This window comes from Mesorhizobium sp. M0514 (assembly GCF_040321145.1).
Lineage (GTDB): Bacteria > Pseudomonadota > Alphaproteobacteria > Rhizobiales > Rhizobiaceae > Mesorhizobium.
This window is the reverse complement of sequence record NZ_JAMYQZ010000103.1, coordinates 1-18,964: the sequence shown is the minus strand read 5'-3', so window position 1 is coordinate 18,964 and position 18,964 is coordinate 1. Positions and strand designations below refer to the sequence as shown.

The window sequence follows — 18,964 nt, the reverse complement described above, 5'->3', positions numbered from 1 at the left end:
GATGGAGACAGTCAACGAGTTGTTCATGCGGGTGACGCTGACCTTCGGCTATATGGAGCAGCCCAACATTCCGCGCGCGCTGGCGATCTGCCGCAAGCAGGGCTGGAAGTTCGACATCATGACGACGTCGTTCTTCCTGTCGCGGCGCTCGCTCAAGGCATCGCCCAATTCCGGCATGCCGGTGTGGCAGGACAAGCTGTTCATCGGGCTCGCCCGCTCGGCGGCCGATGCGACGGAGTATTTCCAGATCCCGACCGGACGTGTGGTCGAGATCGGCACGCAGGTGGCGATCTGAGGGTCTCGAACGGATAAATCGTCGAGGAGGCTAATATGAGCGGCGAATTGGTGCTGGTCACCGGCGGGTCCGGCTTCCTCGGCGCTCACTGCATCCTCGAACTGTTGAAGGCCGGCTACCGCGTCCGCACCTCCGTGCGATCGGCCAGGCGCGAAGCCGATGTGCTCGCCATGCTCAAGGCAGGTGGCACGGAGCCCGGTGACGCCCTTTCATTCGCCCATGCCGATCTGATGGCCGACGCAGGCTGGCCGGCGGCGGTGGCCGGCTGCGATTACGTGCTGCATGTCGCATCACCTTTTCCGCCCGGCGTGCCCACGCATGAGGATGACCTGATCCTTCCGGCACGCGAGGGCGCGTTGCGCGTGCTGCGGGCGGCGCGGGATACCGGGGTCAGGCGCGTCGTGCTCACCTCATCCTTCGCGGCCGTCGGCTATGGCAAGATGCGCGCGGATGGGCAGCCTTTCAACGAGGAAAACTGGACCGATCCGGCAGGCAAGGTCAGCGCCTATGTGAAGTCCAAGACGCTCGCCGAGCGCGCGGCCTGGGATTTCATCGCCGAGCAGGGCGGCGCGCTGGAACTTGCGGTCGTCAATCCCGTTGGCATCTTTGGACCGGTGCTCGGCGCCGACCATTCGACCTCGACCGAATTTGTCCAGCGCATGCTGAACGGCGCCGTGCCTGGGCTGCCGCGCCTGTCCTTCGGCGTCGTCGACGCGCGCGACGTGGCGGATCTGCATGTTCGCGCCATGACCCACCCCGCCGCCAAGGGCGAACGGTTCCTCGCTGTCGCCGGCGATTTCATGACGGTGCGCGAGATCGCGCAGACCCTGAAGACGCGGCTCGGGCCGGCGGCGTCGCGCGTCTCGACGCGGGAGTTTCCCGATTGGCTGGTGCGCATCATCGGGCTGTTCAATCCGGAAGCGGCACAGCTCGCAACGGAACTGGGCAAGATCAAGAACGCCACCAACGCCAAGGCGGTGCGCGTGCTCGGCTGGGCGCCACGCTCGCGCGAAGATGCTTTGATTGCCACGGGCGAAAGCCTGATCCGGCTGGGACTGGTCAAGCGACGTAAGTAATTGTGCGGGAGGCCGAATCGTAAGGGCTCGGCGTCCCGCAACGGCAGCTTTCAGCCGGCCAGTGCAGCCTTGTTCGTCTCCAGAAACTGCTTCAGCGGCACCGACTTTCGGCCGGAGAGTTTTTCGACCGCGTCGGTCACCATGCCGAGGTCACCTGCGCGGGCGGCAGCGTCGAACGACACCAGCACCTTTGCGAAGGGTTCAGGCAGGCCGGCCGACTTCATTCCCTCGGTCAGGGCTTCGTCGGAAAGCTGGATGACCTGGATCGGCTTGCTGGTGACTTCGGTGACCAACGCCGCCACTTCGGCAGCCGTATACGCACTGGGGCCGGTCAGCGTGTAAGTCGCGCTTTCGCTGCTGTCCGAGGCGAGCCCCGCTGCGATCGCCGCCGCGAAATCGTCGCGCGTGCCGTAGGAAATGGCGCCGTCGCCGGCGGAGGTGTACCACTGACCCGATGCCAGAACCTGCGGCAACGCCATGAACAGGTTCTCGTTATACCAGCCATTGCGGAAGATCGTGTAGGGGATGCCGCTCGCCTTGATCGCCTGTTCGGTGTCGTAGTGGTCGGGCGCGAAAACAACCGGCGAACCAGGCTCGGGGTTGGGCATCGAGGTGTACAGCAGGTGGCCGACGCCAGCCTGTTTGGCCGCGGTCACCGCCGCAAGCTGCTGCTCGCGCCGCTTCCCCTGTACCTCAAGTTCGTTGGTCGAGATGACGAGTGCCCGGTCGGCTCCCGCGAAGGCCTCGGCAAGCGATTGCGGGTCGTTGAAGTCAGCGGCTCTGACGACGACGCCGCGCGCCGCCAGATCGGCAAGGTTGGCGGGTGTACGGGTGGTGGCGATGATGCGGTTTGCGGGGACCTTTAATGTGTCCAGCAGGTGGTTGATGACGCCGCGGCCAAGCTGGCCGGAAGCGCCGGTGACGAGAAGGGTTGCGGTCATGGGGGATCCTGAAATTGCGCCGGGTGGCGGGTGCTTCTGACAGTCTCAAAAAGAGACCAGCACTAAAATAAGAATTGACCGGCCACCGTAAAGAAGGCAGTTTTTAGGGAGGTAGGCACCGCCAGGGAACCAGCAGCCATGGACGGCAAGGTCGTCAATCTGAGAACCAAGCTCAATATATTCAAAGCCACCAGCGATGGCGCAAACATTGCCGATTGCCCGGTTCGCGACGTGATGCAGGGTGTGAACGGCAAATGGAGTTCGCTGCTGATGGCGGCGCTCGCCGAGCAGCCCTATCGTTTCGGCGAGTTGCGGCGCCTGGTACCCGACATCTCGCAGCGCATGCTGACCCAGACGCTCCACGATCTGCAGCGCGACGGCTTTGTTCATCGCGAAGTGTTCCCGACCAAGCCGCCAAGCGTCGAATACAGCCTGACCGATCTCGGCCGTTCGATGTTCGGCGCCTTGCATCAACTGATCCTGTGGGCCGAACTCAACCATGGTGCGGTGCGCAAGGCGCGCGCTGCCTTCGACGCCGGTGGCTGATATTTTGGTCCATGCAGCAATGGCTTGATTTGACAATGGCGCTGAAGGATTGTCCCGCCAGTGGTTGGGCGCAATGGAAAAATCTCTAGACATCGCGATTGCGGGCGCCGGCCCGGCGGGGCTCGCCACCGCGCTCTTTCTCAAGCGTGCGGGCCATAACGTCACCATCTTCGAACGTTTCGAGGAGCCCAAGCCCGTCGGCTCCGGACTGATCCTGCAGCCGACCGGGCTGAGCGTGGTTGCCGATCTCGGCCTGCTCGACGACATTCTGGCGCTCGGCAGCCGCATCGAGCGTCTGCATGGCGCCGATGCCTCGACCGGCCGCACCGTGCTCGCCGTGCGCTACGACGCGCAGCCTGGCGGCCGCTTCGGGCTGGCGGTGCACCGGGCGGCGCTGTTCAACGTGTTGTTCCGCGCCGCGCAGCGCCAAGGCATCGCCATCGAAACCGGTGTCGAGATCGAGGCGCTGGACGTCGGTGAGCGGGCAAGCCTGATCTTCGACAAGAGCCGAACGGTGGGGGGCCGCAGGGCAGGGCCGTTCGACCTCGTCGTCGACGCCAGCGGCTCGCGTTCGAAGCTGCGCCGGTGCCTCAACGATCCGGCCGAGCCGCGGCAGCTCACTTACGGCGCGTTCTGGGCCTCGCTCGGCTGGCGCCAAGGCTTCGACGAAAATGCGCTGCTGCAGCGCTACGACAAGGCCAGCGTGATGATCGGCGTCCTGCCGATCGGCCGACCGGAACCGGGCGGGGAAAAGATGGCGGCGTTCTTCTGGAGCCTGAAGCCGGCGGATGCCGAAAACGTGCGCGCGGCAGGGCTCGACGCATGGAAGGCGAGACTGGTCTCGCTGTGGCCGCAGTGCGAGGCGTTCACCAGCCAGATCGACAGCTTCGACCAGCTGTCGCTGGCGCGCTACGGCCACCACACGATGAAGCTGCCGGCTGGCCGCAGGCTGGCCGTGATCGGCGATGCCGCGCATTCGACCAGCCCGCAGCTCGGGCAAGGCGCCAACATGGCGCTGCTCGACGCGGCAGCACTCAGCCATGCCTTGGCACAAACGGGCAACGTCGAGGCAGCGCTGGAAAGCTACGCCCGGGCGCGGCGATGGCATGTTTGGATCTTCCAGCTGCTGTCGCTGGCGCTGACGCCGTTCTACCAGTCGGACGGCACGATGCTGCCCTTCTTCCGCGACAGGCTGGTGGCAACCATCGCCAAAATCCCGCCAGTGCCAAGCGTGCTTGCCTCGATGGTGGCCGGCACGCTGATCGATCCGTTCAGGCGGATCGGGCTAGAGGAGGTGCACTGGCCAGATCATCGGGCGGGATCAGGGTCGAGAGAAACGAATTTCTCGCACGCAGGAATAGACGCAGCCGCTGCGGATAGTCCGGCGCCACGGCACCCTTGATCGAGGCGCGTTCGCTCAACGCCTTGCGCCAGGCCTGGACCAATGGCTTGCCGTCCAGAATGCCGAAATTGCCGATCCGGTCGAAGGCGTCGAGATAGCGGAAGACCGGGCCGTAGACGGCGTCGACGAGGCAAAAGCGCTGGCCGCTGAACCACGGTCCGGCCTGGTCGGCCAATTCGTTCTCGACACGATCGAACATGGCTGACAGCGCTGCGGATTCCGCCAGGAAGGCGGCCTCCGTCGATGCCGAGTAGAACCGGCCGATGGCGTTCAATGTCGCTGAGCCGAACTCGATCCAGGCGCGATGCCGGGCACGGGCGTAGGCGTCGGCCGGATGCAGAGGATTGGCTTGCGTCTCCTCGAGGAATTCGAGAATAACGGCAGATTCGAAGATCACCGTCTCCTCGCCATTTGCGTGGACGATCAGCAGCGGCACCTTGCCCAGCGGCGAAATCGCCTTGAACCAGTCCGGCCTGTTGGCGAGGTCGATGGTGACACGCTCGAACGGTACGCCCTTCTCGGCCAGCGAGATCGCCGCGCGCTGCACATAGGGGCATAGATGATGGCTGACGAGAATGAGCTTGCCAGTCATTTCATTCTTCTCAGTCATTTCATTCTTCTCAGGCATGTCACTCTCCCCAGACATAGTTCAACGCGCCGTCCTCGACGCGCGTCGACAGGAACATCAGTCGCGACGCTTTTGGCGCCGGACCTTCGATCCGGTCGCCTGATGTCATGTCGAAGGCGGCGCCGTGCCATTGGCAGACCAGCTTGCCGTCCTTGCAGTCGAGCGGCCCGCCGAAATGCAGGCAGACATTGGCGGCGGCGCGGATGCGCTCACCGCTGCGCCAAATATGGACCTCGCGGCCGAAGAATGGCGCGATCAGGCTGCCCGTCTGTGGGACGTCGGCGACTTTGCAAATTTCGTGTTTCATGGATCTTTCCCGGATCGATGCAGTTGCATGCATATAGATGCAAGTGCATTGACCGTCAAGCTTGATGCAACTGCATCTATCGCCTAGAATGGGTCATGGCCAAAACAACCACGCCTTCGCCCGAAGCCGTCAAGGCCTGGGCCCGCCTGATGCGGGTTTCGCGCCAGCTCATCGAAAAGGCGGAAGAGGCTTTGAAGACTAGCGGCTTGCCGCCGCTCGACTGGTATGACGTGCTGCATGAACTCGCCGAGGCGGGTGAGGGCGGGCTGCGGCCATTTCAGCTGACCGAGCGCACTCTGTTTGCGCAGTATAATATCTCGCGGCTTCTGGCGCGGCTCGAGGCCGAAGGACTGGTCGAGAAACTCAGGGTTGCCGACGACGGCCGCGGCCAAACCATCCGCATCTCGGCCAAGGGCCGTGAGACCAGGCGACGGATGTGGGCTGTCTATGGACGGTCGATTGCGGAATTGGTCGGCGCAAAACTCTCCGCGGAGGAGCTGAAGATACTGGCGAGCCTGCTTGGAGAGCTGCGCCATCCGCCCGCCGATGATTGATCCGTCAGAATCTCGTGGTTTGCTCGGCGGCTCTCACGTCGACGATTTTTCTACCTGACCCCTTGCGTCGAGCATAGGATTGCGCAATATGCCGAACCGTAACGTACGGTACGCCGTTTGAGGCGACCCGGCGACCTCATCGAATGGGCGGAAATTGTTGCAGGCAAGCGCCGACATCGATACCAGCGAAGTGCTGACAGAGCGGCAAAAGGCCGTCCTGGACGCGGCTTTGCGGCTGCTGGTCGAGGAGGGCGAAAATCTGACCATGACGGCGGTGGCGCGCCGCGCCAGCTGCTCGAAGGAAACGCTCTACAAATGGTTCGGCGACCGCGACGGACTGCTGACGGCGACCGTGCAGTGGCAGGCATCGAAAGTGCGCGTGGTGCCGGTCGACGGTGAGCGGCTGGATCTTGCCTCGCTGACGGCAAGCCTGGAAGGCTTCGCCTCGGACTGGCTGAAGGTGATTTCGAGCGATACCTCGATCGCGCTGAACCGCGTCGCGGTCGGCCATGCCGGATCCGGAAAGGACGATCTCGGCGCCATCGTGCTGGAGAATGGCCGTTTCGCGCTGGCCAGACGGCTGAAGCCGGTGCTGCTTGCCGGCAAGCAGGCCGGGCTGCTCGACTTTACGGACGCCGAAATGGCGTTCCGGACCTTTTTCGGGCTGGTCGCCCGCGACGTGCAGATCCGTCTCCTGCTCGGCGACAGGCTGGAATTGACTGAAGCGGCGATCGGCGGCGATGCCGCCCGGGCGACGCAGCAGTTTCTCGCTCTTTATGGAGCAAAAACCGGGCCGCAAGGCCTCTAATCTCTACGGGAAGGAAGCAAAAGATGCGTGTCTATTACGATCGCGACGCCGATCTCAATCTGATCAAGGGCAAGAAGGTCGCCATTATCGGCTATGGCAGCCAGGGCCGGGCGCACGCGCTCAACCTCAAGGATTCCGGCGCCAAGGAAATCGCCATCGGCCTCAAGGCGGGATCGGCGACCGCCAAGAAGGTCGAGGCTGACGGGCTCAAGGTGATGAGCGTGGCGGACGCTGCCAAATGGGCCGATTTGATGATGATGGCGACGCCTGACGAATTGCAGGCCGACATCTACAAAAACGAAATCGCGCCAAACATTCGTGACGGCGCCGCGATTGCCTTCGCGCACGGCCTCAACGTGCATTTCGGCCTCATCGAGCCGAAGTCGACCGTCGATGTCGTCATGATCGCGCCGAAAGGCCCCGGCCACACGGTGCGCGGCGAATACCAGAAGGGCGGCGGCGTGCCGTGCCTGGTCGCCGTCAACCAGGATGCTTCCGGCAACGCGCTCGATCTCGCTCTGTCCTACGCCTGCGGCGTCGGCGGCGGCCGTTCGGGCATCATCGAGACCAATTTCCGCGAGGAATGCGAGACCGATCTGTTTGGCGAGCAGGTCGTGCTCTGCGGCGGCCTGGTCGAACTGATCCGCGCCGGTTTTGAGACGCTGGTGGAAGCCGGCTATGCGCCCGAAATGGCCTATTTCGAGTGCCTGCACGAGGTCAAGCTGATCGTCGACCTGATTTATGAAGGCGGCATCGCCAACATGAACTACTCGATCTCGAACACCGCCGAATGGGGCGAATATGTCTCGGGCCCGCGCATCATCACCGCCGAGACCAAGGCCGAGATGAAGCGCGTGCTGAAGGACATCCAGACCGGTAAGTTCACCTCGGAATGGATGCAGGAATACCGCGCCGGCATGTCGCGCTTCAAAGGCATCCGCCGCAACAATGACAGCCACCAGATCGAGGAAGTCGGCGCCAAGCTGCGCGCCATGATGCCCTGGATTTCCAAGAACAAGCTGGTCGACAAGGCCAAGAACTAACCCGCAGTCGTCGGGATTGGGAGCAAAGAGCCGGCGGAGCGATCCGCCGGCTCTTTCATGCCGGTTTATCGATCAGGATACTCAGCCATAGTGCCAATGGGGCTTCGGCTCGGTGCCGGTGAACTCGACGCCGATGCGGTCGTCGCGGCGCCAGCGCACGATGGCCTTGTAGCCGATGCCGTCGACCGGCACATAGAGCAGGAACTCGTCCGGGACGCGCGCGTCTATAGACACTTTCAGCTCGGCGCCGCCGGCATGCATGTTGCGCACCGTGCACTTGACCTCGGAATTGGTGAGGCCGGTCAGAATCGTCGCGCCTTTCAGCACGCGCTGCCGGTGTTTGTTTCGCAATTCGTTGTCGGCCATGACGGCACGTCCTTCGCGACCGGATCGGCGCGATCGTCAGATGGGGCACGATATCACGGATAGGCTGAGCCGATAAACATATGGTTAGCGGTGACCGAGACCAGCCGTCTTTCCCAAATGAAAACGGCGCCGCGATGGGGCGGCGCCGTCGTGTATTGTCGTTTATAGTTCAGCTGTAGGGCGACCAGCATTGCTGGCGCGGGCCACCATAGGGCTGGAACGTGTTGTCCCAGGCCCGGTAGGACCGATAGCGGTCGTAGCACCACTGGACATGGGCGCTGGACAGACGCTGCGTGCGGTAATAGCGGCGGGGCGCCGGCTGCACGTAATAGCCGTCATTGTAATAGCCGTTGTTGTAGTAGCCGTTGTTGTAGATGCTGCCGAGGCCGAGACCCAGGCCGAGGCCGAGAACTGCTGCGGCGCCGCTGTCAAAATCACGGCCGCGATGGTGACGGTGATGGCGCCAGCGCCAGTTGTCGCCGCCGTTCCAGTTGCCGCCATTCCAGTTGCCGTTGTTCCAGTTGCCTGACCGGGCAAAGTGACGGCCGTCGTGGCGGCGCCACTGCCAATCGTTGAAGGAGCGGCGGTCATTGCCGCCCGCCCAGCTGTCGCGAACCGGTGTGATGTCAGACAATGCGGTGCTTGTCGGCACCGCCAGGTTTGGCTGCAGGATCGGGCCGGCGGCGGATGGCGCCGTGAGACCCGAGAAAAGACCGAGCGCTAACAGCCCGGATTTGACTGTGGACGAAAAGAGCGAGCTCATTGCACTCTCCAAGTGATACAGGCCCCACGCCCGGATACCCCAGGGAAGTGGCCTATTGATGGACCTTGGCGTCTGAACGGAGGATGAACGGAAAGGTTCCATCAGCCATGACAAGCAGCCCTTGTTTTCATGGGCGCTTGCAGGCAAAGGTCAGTCCATGTCGCTGCGCCTCGCCACTTTCAATGTCGAAAACCTGATGAACAGGTTCGATTTCTCGGGCTTCCGCAACCAGCTCAACGAAGACCGCACGCTGGCGCTTTTCGACATCCAGAGCGAAGCCGAATACCGGATGCTGGAGCAGGCGCGCGCCATCGCGCAATCCGACGATACGCGCCAGTTGACCGCGCTCGCCATTGCCGCCACCCGTGCGGACATCATCTGCATGCAGGAGGTCGACAACATCGAGGCGCTGAAGGCCTTCGAGTACGGCTATCTCTTCAAGATGGTGGGCGAGGGTTACCGGCAGAAATACACCACCGCCGGCAATGATTCGCGCGGCATCGACGTTGCCGTGATGATGCGCAACGAGACCGCGCAAGGTCAGCCGATCGAGTTCGTGCGCATGACCAGCCATGCCTATGTCACGTTCGAGCAGTTCGGATTGCACACGCCTGAACTCGAGGCGCTCGGCAACCTGGCCAATGAACGCATCTTCCGGCGCGACTGCCTGGAGGTCGACATCAAGGTCGGCGGCGTGCCGCTGACGCTTTACCTCGTCCATTTCAAATCGATGGGCTCGCCGCGCAATGGGCTCGACGGCCGCGAGGCGACGATGCCGGTGCGCATCGCCGAGGCGCAAGCGGTGCGCCGCATTATCGACGAGCGCTTCGGCAAAGAGCACGCAGCCGACAAAAACTGGGCGATCTGCGGCGACATGAACGACTACCGGCAGCGGGTGAAGATCGAGGGCGACGCTATCGACGGCTACCGCTTCCAGGTGATCGACGAGAGCCAGTCCTGTATCGATGTGCTCACCGCCGGCGGCTTTTGCGAGAATGTCGTCGAACGCCGGCCGGAGATGGACCGCTGGAGTTTCTACCACACGCGCGGGCCGAAGGAGCGGCATCTGTGCCAGCTCGACTACATCCTGCTGTCGAAAGGGCTGGCGGCGAAGAATGCGACGGCGGTTCCCGACATCATCCGCAACGGCCAGCCCTGGCGCACGATCTTTCCGGCCGGACAGGCGGTGGAGCGCTTTCCGCGCGCCGGCTGGGACCGGCCGAAGGCGTCGGACCATTGTCCCGTCGCAATTACCCTGGACATGGCTTGAGCACGGTGAGCTTCGACCTGCCGCGCAACGTCATCCTGCCCGTCGACGAAATCGACGTCCGGCTCGACCCCGGCCCGCATCCGTTCGAGCGCGACAACGCGCAGGCGATCACTGACAACTGGCGGCGCGAGGTCACGGCCAATCCGGCGTTGTTCGACGGCACGGTGGTGCTGCTCTCGGCGCTCGCCTGGCGCGACAAGCGGATCGTCGGGCGTTGTCACGCGGTGAAGTACTCGACCTTCCTGCTGTGGCGAAAGAACCGGCAGGGGACGGGCGCCGAGCATGCCTATGGCCACGCCATGCTGGTCGCCGGCGACAACGCCCTGGTGGCGATCCGCATGGGCGCGCACACGGTCCCGGCCGGCAGTGTCTACTTCGCTGCCGGCTCGTTCGAGCCGATCGATTTTCGCGATGGCCGCGTCGATGTCGATTTCAACATGATCCGTGAAGTGCGCGAGGAGACCGGGCTTGACCTGACAGGCGCTGCGCGCGGCAAGCGCTACCATGCGCTGTCGACTTCGACCGGCACGGTCCTCTTCCGCCGCTACCACGTCGATGCGCCGGCCGACGAGGTTGCGCGGCGCATCGGCGCCTTCGTCGCGACCGAGACCGAGCCGGAGATCGAGGGGCCGGTGATCATCCGCCACGCCGCCGACCTGCCGGAAGGGCTGGCACCGCATATGAAGCCGCTGGTCGAGTGGCATTTTGGCGGTGGCGGGGGCTAACGGCGCGGATTGTTCTGCGCCGCCTTGCGGTCGTTGCGGGCGGCGACGAGGAACAGGATAACGCCGATGCCCAGCAATCCACCCATGACCATGCCCATCGTCTGGCCGACGACTGCCTGAAAATCGGCGGTGACACGATCGGGATTGGCCATGCCGTAGCGGGCGAGATACCACCAAAGTCCCGCAAGGGCGCCTTCGATGATCACCATCGTCAGAATTAGCCGCGCCTTCTTGCTCATTGCAACTCCTTGACTAGATGCTTTGCTCTAAAATTAGCATCGCAGACCGGACGACAACAAGTATTGCCGATGTCGACAAGCACCCATCCTTGTGGATAGCGGTTGGTTGCGGTGGAGCTGATCTGGCGCTTATTCGTGGCGCAGCGCGTCGATCGGGTCGAGCCTGGCGCCGCGCAGCGCCGGGAAGAAGCCGAACACCATGCCGATCAGCGCCGAAAAACCGACGGCGAGCAGGATGACCGCCGGGCTCGGCGCAAACGGTATGGCCAGCGTTGCCGAGGCGAGGCCGGCCAGCGCCAGGCCGATCAGGATGCCGATAATGCCGCCGAGCAGCGACAGCACCGTCGCCTCGACCAGGAACTGGATGAGGATGTGCTTTTCATGCGCGCCGATGGCGAGCCTGATGCCGATCTCGCGGGTGCGCTCAGTGACCGAGACCAGCATGATGTTCATGATCCCGATGCCGCCGACCAGCAGGCTGACGCCCGCGACGGCGCCCAGCATGCCGGTCATGGTGGTGGTGGCGCTGGCCATGGCGTCGGCGATCTGGGTCATGTCGCGGATCGAGAAATCGTCTTCGCGGTCCGGCGTGATGCGGCGGGTGTCGCGCAAAATGTCCTCGACTCGCGGCTGCAATTCGGTGGTCGGCGTGCGGTCGTCGGCGGCGACGTAGATGTTGTCGATGTCGCGGTTGCCGGCGATGCGGCGCTGATAGGCGGCAAGCGGCATCAAGACGACATTGTCCTGGTCCTGGCCGAAGCCGGTATAGCCCTTGGGTTCGAGCAGGCCGATGATCTTGCACGAGGTGCGGTTGACGCGGATGATCTCGCCCTCGGGTTCGCCGGCGCCGAAGAATTGCTGGCGCACCGTCTCGCCGATCAGGCAGACGCCGGTGCCCGAGCGTGTCTCCGAATCGCTGAATGGGCGGCCCGACACCAGCTTCCAGTCGCGGGCGTCGAGATAGGCGCTGTCGGTGCCGGTGACGCCCGAGGTCAGGCTCTCGGTGCCGAAGATGACGCGGACTTGTTTCTGCGACGCCGGCGCGATGGCGCGCGCACCGGTCAGATGCGCGACGAGGGCGGCTACATCCTTGTCGGCCAGAGGCCGTACCGCCTGGTCGAGCCCGCCTGGTCCGCCAGTGCCTGCCGGGCGGCCGGAACGGACGACGAGCAGGTTCGAGCCGAGCTTGGCGATGTCCGATTTGACCTTGGCGGTGGTGCCGGAGCCGATGGTCAGCATGGCGATGACGGCGGCGACACCGATGACGATGCCGAGCAGCGTCAGGAACGAGCGCAGCACATTGCGGCGGATGGAGCGCAGAGAGAGGCGGACGGTTTCCCAGATCATGACGCCAACTCCGACTTGGCCGTGTCGGACGCGACGTGGCCGTCGAGGAAGCGGATGGTGCGCTCGGCATAATCGGCGACATCGGCCTCGTGGGTGACCATGGCGATGGTCAAGCCGAGCTCCCGGTTCAGCCGCGTCAACAACTCCATGATCTCATGCGTGCGGGCGGTGTCGAGATTGCCGGTCGGCTCGTCGGCGACGAGCAGCGTCGGCCTGGTGACGATGGCGCGCGCGATCGCCACGCGCTGTTGCTGACCACCGGAGAGTTCGGCCGGCGTGTGATGTTCGCGCCCGACCAGGCCGACCTCCGCCAGCGCCTGCATGGCAAGATCGCGGCGCTCGCGGGCCGGCGCGCCGCGATAGATCAGCGGCAGCTCGACATTTTCCGCCGCCGTGGTGCGCGGCAACAGATTGTAACCCTGGAAGACGAAGCCGATATAGAGATTGCGCAGAAGCGCCCGGCGGTTGCGGTCGAGCCGCCCGGCGTCGATGCCCATGAAGGAGTAGGTTCCGGCCGTCGGCGTGTCGAGGCAACCGATGATGTTCATCGCGGTCGATTTGCCCGAACCGGACGGGCCCATGATGGCGACGAATTCGCCACGCTGGATGGCGAGGTCGACGCCGGCCAGCGCATGGACCTTGGCTTCGCCCTGGCCATAGCTCTTCCAGACCGTGTCGAAACCGATGAGGCCCGCCATGGCGTCAGCTCCGCAGCTGCGAGGTCGTGATAACCTCTGCACCTTCATCCAGCCCGGAGGTGATCTCGGTCAGTTCGCCGTCGGTGGAGCCGATCTTCACGTTGACCGGGTGCGGCCGGCCGTTCTCCAGCACATAGAGCGTGCGTGAGCCGTCGGTGGGCGCCTTCACCGGCTGGCGGCGGTTGCCGCCACGACCCATGCGGCCGGTGAACAGATCGCTGAGGCTCCACGCGCGGGCAGCAGGTGCCGATGGCCGATAGCGAAACGCTGTTGAAGGCACGGTGAGCACGCTCTTGGCCTGCCTGGTGACGACCGAAACCGTGGCGGTCATGCCGGGCCGCAGCAAAAGCTCGTTATTGTCGACTTCCAACCGTGCATTGTAGGTGACGACGCCGTCGGTGGTGACCGAGGCGTAGGAGATGTCGCGGATCTCGGCGTCGAACGGCCGCTCCGGAAAGGCATCGACGGTGAAGCGTGCATGCTGGCCTGGTTTGACCGCGCCGATATCGGCCTCGTCGACCGCCGCCACCAATTCCATGTTCCTCAAATCGGCGGCGATGATGAACAGAACCGGCGCCTGCAGCGAGGAGGCGACCGTCTGGCCGGGGTCGACGGAACGCGTCAAGACGATGCCGTCGATCGGCGCATAGATGGTGCTCTTGGCAAGGTCGGTCTGCTGCGCCTTGAGATCGGCCTGGGCGATGGCGAGATTGGCCTGCGCACTATCGAGCGCCGCCTTGGAGCGGTCGCGCGTGGCAGTCGCCGCCTCGAGCGACTGATCGGTCGCCATGCCACGCCTGGTCAGTTCGGCCGCGCGGGTGAGGGCGCTTTCGTTCTCCTTCAGGGTTACCGTGGCGTCCTCGACATTGGCGGCAGCGGCCTTGGCCGAGGCTTCGGCGCGTTCGATCTGGACCTCGAGTTTCACCGTGTCGAGCGTCGCCAGCACGTCGCCCTTCTTGACCTGCTGGTTCTCTTCGGCCGAGACCGAGCGGATGATACCGGACAGCTCGCTTGAAATGTCGACCTGGGTGAGGGGCTGCAGCGTGCCGGTCGCCGAAACCGCGACGGTGAGGTCGGCAATGGTAGCCGGCGTGGTGGTGTAGTCGATCTTGGCCGGGGAGCCGGCAAACCACTGGTAGCCTGCCAACCCGGCGGCAAGTGCGATCAGCGCCAGCAGCGCGTAAAGCCAGCCCCGGCGGCGCGTCTTGCGCACGCCGCTCTGATCAAGCCCGAGCGCCGCCTCGATGGCGGAATCCGATTCCGTCTTTGGCAGATTGACAAGCTGGTCCACGCCGGACCCCTATGAAAGCGTAATGTCCCTAGTTGTGCACAGATCAGGCTTGGTGGTTCGAATATCAAATTAAATTTCGGCCATGTTCGGATTGAGGCGGAAGGTTTTTCAAGATGCAGACCCGCAATTACTTGCTCTACGATGTGTTTACGACGGAGCGGCTGGCCGGCAATCCGCTGGCTGTCGTGCTCGACAGCCAAGGGCTGGATACAGCCGCCATGCAGGCCATTGCGCGCGAGTTCAACCTGTCCGAATCGGTCTTCGTGCTGCCGCCGGACAATCCAAAACATCGCAACCGCATCCGCATTTTCACGCCCGACTATGAGATGCCGTTCGCCGGACATCCGACAGTTGGCGCCGCGATCGCGCTGGCCGAACTGACAGGCGAGGGCGACGCCGGCATTTTCGTGCTGGAGGAGAATATCGGCCCGGTGCGCTGCGCCGTCAGCCGGCACAATGGCGCCACCTTTGCGGAGTTCGACCTGGCCAAGCTGCCGGAACCGCTGAAGCTCGACGCCGATTCGCAAGCGATCGGCGCAGCCCTTGGCCTGGCGCCGCATGAGATCGGCTTCGAGAATCACCTGGTGTCGTTCTGGTCGGCAGGCGTGCCTTACGTCACCATCCCGGTCGCCAATCTGGAGGCTGCGGCCCGGGTCAAGCTCGACAACCAGGCCTGGTCGGAACTGGCGCCGCGCAAGAGCGAATGGGCTTTCGCCAGCCCGTATGTCTATTGCCGCCAGACGGTGAACCATGACAGCGCCTTCCATGTCCGCATGATCGTGCCGGGCACGCCGTCCTATGAAGACCCGGCGACCGGGTCGGCGGCGGCGGCCTTTGCCGGCGCCATCATGCAGTTCGATGGCCCGACCGACGGCATTTCGCAACTGTGGATCGAGCAGGGACTGGAGATGGGCCGCCCGTCACGTATCCGGCTCGAACTCACTGTCGAAGGCGGAAAACTGGCCTCCGCGCGCATTGGCGGCCATGCCATCAAGGTGGCGGAAGGCAGGCTGTTCGTGTGACCGCCAGCGGCAGTTCAGCGATTTGTCGGGAAATGATTCCGGCAGGGCTGGACAGGACCGGTATCGGCGGCTATATGCCCGCCAACGCCGGTTTTACCGGTCGAGTGGGTGCGTAGCTCAGTTGGTAGAGCAGCTGACTCTTAATCAGCGGGTCCACAGTTCAATCCTGTGCGCACCCACCAAATTTCTAGAAGAGTTGGTGGAAGACCTTGGGATGCCGGACGCGTTGACGCGCCTCGACATGCCTCAATCATGGGGCAGGTTTGCCTTAAAGTCGGCGGCCGGTAAGCCGGGTGCGCTATTTGGCGAAGGAGGGAAGGCCGCGCTGGATTAAGAAAGGCCCGGAAGCCGAAGCCGCCATCAATTAAAGCCAGTTTGAAACCACGGACTGGTGTCATACCCTAAGCGCGGACTATAATGATCCAGGAAGTTTTCGGCCCTATTTGACGGTCGCGCAACCACGGTGCCTGTCGATTTGCAATCCGGTTTCGCGGTCGGCTTGCTGCCAGCCTTCTTATGAGCTGTAGAACACGAGGTTGTAGCCTGAGCGGTGGCCACCTTTTTCTTCTCTTTCGCAACAGCTGCTCCGGTAACGGCCAATACTATTGCTACGCCAAAGACAACGAGTTTCATTGAAAACGCCCTCACCCTGCACAATCCGTAATGATTGCGCCTGGTCACCGTTACGTCAATCACATTTTGCCGGCAACGGCGGCGAATAGTGCCAGTAAAAAGAGCCTACCACAGAAGCAGCGGGCCAACCCCCAGGTGGGGAATCTTTCAGCGGCCGTGCTGTTCGAGCCACCAGCCCGGAATGCCAGTGACCGGCCCGACGATGGTCAGTGAAGGTTCGGGCCGGCGCCCTCCCGCCAAATCGCTCTAGCTACTTCTCCGAAACGCCAGCCTCGGCAAAGCTCGCCATCCTTACATGGCATTCCAGCGCCGAGCGGACGATGTTGACGGCGAGGCAGGCGCCGGAGCCTTCGCCGAGCCGCATGCCGAGGTCGAGCAGCGGTGGCAGGCCGAGCGCTTCGAGCAGGCGGCGGTGGCCGGATTCGGCTGAGACATGGGCGGCGATGGTGTGGGCGAGGCCTGAGGGGTGCAGTCGCGCCAGGGGTGCTGCGGCGGCCGTGCAGACGAAACCGTCGAGCAGCACCGGCACATTGTTGTGGCGGGCGGCGAGCGTGGCGCCGAAGATGGCGGCGAGTTCGCGACCGCCAAGGGCGGCGGCGATCTTCAGCGGGTCGGACAGCGCGTCGGCATGGCGCTTGAGGCCGGATTCAATGGCGGTGACCTTGCGCTTCAGCCCGGCATCGTCGACGCCGGTGCCGCGCCCGGTCCATTTTTCAGCGCCGCCGCCGAACAGGGCGGTCGAGATGGCGGCCGCCGGTGTGGTGTTGCCGATGCCCATCTCGCCGAAACAGACGAGGTCGAGGTCTTTCGTCACCGCGTCATAGCCAGCCGAGACGGCGGCGAGAAATGTCTTTTCATCCATCGCCGGCACGGCAGTGAAATCGCCGGTCGGATGATCGAGATCGAGCGGGATGACGTCGAGTTCCGCGCCGGCGATGCGGGCCAGCTGGTTGATGGCGGCGCCGCCGCCGGCGAAATTCGCCACCATCTGCACCGTCACTTCCGACGGGAAGGCCGACACGCCTTGCGCCGTCACACCGTGGTTGCCGGCGAACACGAAGACTTTGACGCGGTCGAGTTTCGGCATGTCGCGACCCTGCCAGCGCGCCAGCCAGGCGGCGAGAGTTTCCAGCCGGCCCAGGCTGCCTTGAGGCTTGGTCAGCGTGTCCTGGCGGCGGGCGACGGCGTTGGCGGCGGTATCGCTGCCGGCAGGCAGATCGAGACAGGCGGCGCGCAGTTCGTCGAATGATTTGAATGGCATGGGGAAGGAATCTCCGGGGAAGAATCAGGACAGGGAAACGGAAGCGACGAGCAGGACAGTGATCTCGCCCAGCTGCTGCAGGGCGCCGATCGTGTCGCCGGTGTGGCCGCCGATCTGGTTGAGGCAGAGCGCGCGCAAGGCGCTGAACACGAGAGCGAGCAAGGTCAGTGCGGCAAAGGCGCCGCCGAGCCCCAGGGTCAGAAGCGGGATGGCCCCGAGCACGGCGCCGAGAACAGCTGTCTGGGCCGAGACGGTCCCGGCGCCGGCAGACAGGCCGTCACTGCGCGCCGCCGGCGCCAGATGCATGAACGCGCCGAGCAGGCCGCGCGATGCGGCGTGGGCGGCGATCAGCGCCAAGAGCACGCCTGTCGGATTGGCCAGTTGCGACAGCGCGCTCCAGCGGATGAGCATCGACAGGCCAAGCGCCGAAGAGCCATAGGCGCCGATGCGGCTGTCGCGCATGATCTCCAGTTTTTTATCGCGTGTCTTGCCGCCGCCAAAGCCATCTGCGACATCGGAAAGCCCGTCCTCATGCAGGCAGCCCGTGGCGAGCAGGGTTGCTGCAAGCGCAAGGGCTGCTGCCGGGCCGGGGGCAAGGCCGAGCTGTACGCCCGCGGCGTAGACGACAGCACCAGCCACAGCGACGGCGAGGCCGGCGACAGGCGCCGCCCAGATCGCATCGGCCAGGCTGCGGCCACGAAGGTCGAAGACCGGCAGCGGCAGCCGGGTGAAGAAGACGAGGCAAAGCGCGACGTCGTCGAGCGCTTGCCGGGGCGAGGGCACGGAGGTCATGCACCCCTCGCAATGGCGTGGAAGAAGGTGCCGCTGACATGGCCGCGGCGATAGCCGGAGGCGCCGAGCGGATTGCCCTGGCCGTCGGCGAGATCGGCCAATGGCTCGTCATTGCCGGTCGCAATCATCTGCGCATAGTGGAATTCATGGCCGCGGATCAGCGCGCCTTGCGGCCCCAGCGGACAGGCGACGCGCAGGCGTGCCTCGCGGTAGCCGAGGTTCATCTTGCGCTTGGCAAAGCTGGTGGAATGGCCGAGCAGGCCAAGCATGGCGTGCGTCTCGCCGGCCGCGTCCTCCAGCGCTTCGCCCAGCACCATGAAGCCACCGCACTCACCATGGATCGGCTTGGTCTCGGCAAACCTGGCCATGCCAGCTCGAAAATTGGTTGCGGCCGCGAGGCTGCCGGCGTGAAGCTCGGGATAACCGCCGGGCAGCCAGCAGACATCGCAATCCTGCGCCGGTGCTTCGTCGGCGAGCGGCGAGAACGGCACGATCTCGGCGCCGGCCTGACGCCAGTGGCCGGCGACGTGCGGATAGAGGAAGGTGAAAGCGGCGTCTTCGGCGAGCGCGATTCGTTGGCCGGGCGGCTGCAAGGCATGTTCGAAACTGCCTGATGCCGGCGAAAACGGCGCGGCCAGCGCCATGATGGCGTCAAGGTCGAGGGATTTCTCGACCATGTCGGCGAGGCGGTCGAGATGCGTCATCAGGTCGGCATATTCGCCGGCCTGGACGAGGCCGAGATGGCGCTCCGGCAAATTGAGCGTGGGATCGCGCAGGATGGCACCGACGACCGGCAGGCCGAGCGTTTCGATCGCCTCGCTGCACAGCTTGCGGTGGCGCTCGCTGCCGAGACGGTTGAGCACGATTCCGGCCATGCGCACATCCGAGTCGTAGGTGGCAAAACCCTTGATTGCCAATGCGGCCGGCGGCATCGTTTCGGCCGATGCGCAATCCGCT

The 18,964-nt window shown here is 64.3% G+C and carries 22 protein-coding genes, 1 tRNA gene and 1 pseudogene; 11 read left to right on the top strand and 13 right to left on the bottom strand.

Features of this window, described 5'->3' with window-relative positions; translation table 11 throughout:
* On the top strand, positions 1-295 hold a 295-nt coding region (locus NKI61_RS28400), incomplete at its 5' end, for a KUP/HAK/KT family potassium transporter (protein WP_502899935.1).
* Positions 296-330: 35 nt separating this feature from the next.
* Positions 331-1,371 carry an SDR family oxidoreductase gene (locus NKI61_RS28395; RefSeq protein WP_352668956.1) on the top strand — a complete coding sequence of 347 codons (1,041 nt, stop codon included), beginning with the start codon at positions 331-333 and terminating at the stop codon, positions 1,369-1,371.
* Between the two features lie 50 nt (positions 1,372-1,421).
* On the opposite strand, the gene NKI61_RS28390 is transcribed toward NKI61_RS28395, so the two are convergent.
* Entirely contained in the window at positions 1,422-2,312 is an 891-nt protein-coding gene (locus NKI61_RS28390; RefSeq protein WP_023741658.1) for an SDR family oxidoreductase, read from the bottom strand.
* 138 nt (positions 2,313-2,450) lie between these two features.
* Between NKI61_RS28390 and NKI61_RS28385 the strand changes: the two genes are divergently transcribed.
* Entirely contained in the window at positions 2,451-2,858 is a 408-nt protein-coding gene (locus NKI61_RS28385; protein ID WP_023690335.1) for a winged helix-turn-helix transcriptional regulator, read from the top strand.
* Between the two features lie 73 nt (positions 2,859-2,931).
* Entirely contained in the window at positions 2,932-4,260 is a 1,329-nt protein-coding gene (locus tag NKI61_RS28380; protein ID WP_352841896.1) for an FAD-dependent oxidoreductase, read from the top strand.
* On the opposite strand, the pseudogene NKI61_RS28375 reads toward NKI61_RS28380, so the two are convergent.
* Positions 4,154-4,888: pseudogene (locus NKI61_RS28375) on the bottom strand (glutathione S-transferase family protein); the annotation flags it as partial. The gene NKI61_RS28380 and the pseudogene NKI61_RS28375 sit on opposite strands and share 107 nt — an antisense overlap.
* Position 4,889: 1 nt before the next feature.
* On the bottom strand, positions 4,890-5,195 hold the full coding sequence (locus NKI61_RS28370) for a Rieske (2Fe-2S) protein (protein ID WP_023690332.1): 306 nt from the start codon (positions 5,193-5,195) through the stop codon (positions 4,890-4,892).
* 95 nt (positions 5,196-5,290) lie between these two features.
* Here NKI61_RS28370 and NKI61_RS28365 point away from each other — a divergent pair, with 95 nt between their 5' ends.
* From NKI61_RS28365 to ilvC, 3 genes are all read left to right on the top strand, one after another.
* Positions 5,291-5,749, top strand: a complete 459-nt coding sequence (locus NKI61_RS28365; RefSeq protein WP_023698360.1) for a MarR family winged helix-turn-helix transcriptional regulator — start codon at positions 5,291-5,293, stop codon at positions 5,747-5,749.
* Between the two features lie 157 nt (positions 5,750-5,906).
* Positions 5,907-6,557 (top strand): TetR/AcrR family transcriptional regulator, encoded by a 651-nt coding sequence (locus NKI61_RS28360; RefSeq protein ID WP_502899936.1) that lies wholly within the window; start codon positions 5,907-5,909, stop codon positions 6,555-6,557.
* Between the two features lie 23 nt (positions 6,558-6,580).
* On the top strand, positions 6,581-7,600 hold the full coding sequence (gene ilvC, locus NKI61_RS28355; protein ID WP_013531065.1) for a ketol-acid reductoisomerase: 1,020 nt from the start codon (positions 6,581-6,583) through the stop codon (positions 7,598-7,600).
* A gap of 81 nt (positions 7,601-7,681) precedes the next feature.
* On the opposite strand, the gene NKI61_RS28350 is transcribed toward ilvC, so the two are convergent.
* Together NKI61_RS28350 and NKI61_RS28345 are read right to left on the bottom strand one after the other, a co-directional pair.
* Entirely contained in the window at positions 7,682-7,966 is a 285-nt protein-coding gene (locus NKI61_RS28350; protein ID WP_023685169.1) for a PilZ domain-containing protein, read from the bottom strand.
* A gap of 169 nt (positions 7,967-8,135) precedes the next feature.
* Complete coding sequence (locus NKI61_RS28345) at positions 8,136-8,729, bottom strand: BA14K family protein (RefSeq protein ID WP_023698358.1); 594 nt, start codon at positions 8,727-8,729, stop codon at positions 8,136-8,138.
* A gap of 157 nt (positions 8,730-8,886) precedes the next feature.
* Here NKI61_RS28345 and NKI61_RS28340 point away from each other — a divergent pair, with 157 nt between their 5' ends.
* Together NKI61_RS28340 and NKI61_RS28335 are read left to right on the top strand one after the other, a co-directional pair.
* Positions 8,887-9,999, top strand: coding sequence for an endonuclease/exonuclease/phosphatase family protein (locus NKI61_RS28340; protein WP_023712688.1), 1,113 nt, complete (start codon positions 8,887-8,889; stop codon positions 9,997-9,999).
* A 5-nt stretch (positions 10,000-10,004) separates the two neighbouring features.
* On the top strand, positions 10,005-10,724 hold the full coding sequence (locus NKI61_RS28335) for an NUDIX hydrolase (protein WP_023712689.1): 720 nt from the start codon (positions 10,005-10,007) through the stop codon (positions 10,722-10,724).
* Here the strand turns inward: NKI61_RS28335 and NKI61_RS28330 are convergent.
* The 4 genes from NKI61_RS28330 to NKI61_RS28315 all read right to left on the bottom strand — a co-directional run bounded on the left by NKI61_RS28330 (position 10,721) and on the right by NKI61_RS28315 (position 14,299).
* Complete coding sequence (locus NKI61_RS28330; protein ID WP_023690325.1) at positions 10,721-10,963, bottom strand: hypothetical protein; 243 nt, start codon at positions 10,961-10,963, stop codon at positions 10,721-10,723. The two genes, NKI61_RS28335 and NKI61_RS28330, sit on opposite strands and share 4 nt — an antisense overlap.
* A 129-nt stretch (positions 10,964-11,092) precedes the next feature.
* Positions 11,093-12,310 (bottom strand): ABC transporter permease, encoded by a 1,218-nt coding sequence (locus tag NKI61_RS28325; protein ID WP_023685173.1) that lies wholly within the window; start codon positions 12,308-12,310, stop codon positions 11,093-11,095.
* A complete protein-coding gene (locus tag NKI61_RS28320) occupies positions 12,307-13,008 on the bottom strand; it encodes an ABC transporter ATP-binding protein (protein ID WP_352626228.1) in 702 nt (233 codons plus the stop codon). Before NKI61_RS28320 ends, NKI61_RS28325 begins: the two co-directional genes overlap by 4 nt.
* A gap of 4 nt (positions 13,009-13,012) precedes the next feature.
* Entirely contained in the window at positions 13,013-14,299 is a 1,287-nt protein-coding gene (locus tag NKI61_RS28315) for an efflux RND transporter periplasmic adaptor subunit (RefSeq protein WP_023706151.1), read from the bottom strand.
* 113 nt (positions 14,300-14,412) lie between these two features.
* Between NKI61_RS28315 and NKI61_RS28310 the strand changes: the two genes are divergently transcribed.
* Both NKI61_RS28310 and NKI61_RS28305 read left to right on the top strand, forming a co-directional pair.
* Complete coding sequence (locus tag NKI61_RS28310) at positions 14,413-15,321, top strand: PhzF family phenazine biosynthesis protein (RefSeq protein ID WP_023706150.1); 909 nt, start codon at positions 14,413-14,415, stop codon at positions 15,319-15,321.
* A 106-nt stretch (positions 15,322-15,427) separates the two neighbouring features.
* Positions 15,428-15,503, top strand: a tRNA-Lys gene (locus tag NKI61_RS28305).
* A 178-nt stretch (positions 15,504-15,681) separates the two neighbouring features.
* On the opposite strand, the gene NKI61_RS28300 is transcribed toward NKI61_RS28305, so the two are convergent.
* The 4 genes from NKI61_RS28300 to NKI61_RS28285 all read right to left on the bottom strand — a co-directional run.
* Positions 15,682-15,954, bottom strand: a complete 273-nt coding sequence (locus tag NKI61_RS28300; protein ID WP_156932593.1) for a hypothetical protein — start codon at positions 15,952-15,954, stop codon at positions 15,682-15,684.
* Positions 15,955-16,204: 250 nt separating this feature from the next.
* On the bottom strand, positions 16,205-17,215 hold the full coding sequence (cobT, locus tag NKI61_RS28295) for a nicotinate-nucleotide--dimethylbenzimidazole phosphoribosyltransferase (RefSeq protein WP_023706148.1): 1,011 nt from the start codon (positions 17,213-17,215) through the stop codon (positions 16,205-16,207).
* Positions 17,216-17,239: 24 nt separating this feature from the next.
* On the bottom strand, positions 17,240-18,007 hold the full coding sequence (locus tag NKI61_RS28290) for an adenosylcobinamide-GDP ribazoletransferase (protein WP_031196366.1): 768 nt from the start codon (positions 18,005-18,007) through the stop codon (positions 17,240-17,242).
* On the bottom strand, positions 18,004-18,964 hold a 961-nt coding region (locus NKI61_RS28285; protein WP_352841893.1), incomplete at its 5' end, for a cobyrinic acid a,c-diamide synthase CobB. The genes NKI61_RS28285 and NKI61_RS28290, both read right to left, overlap by 4 nt.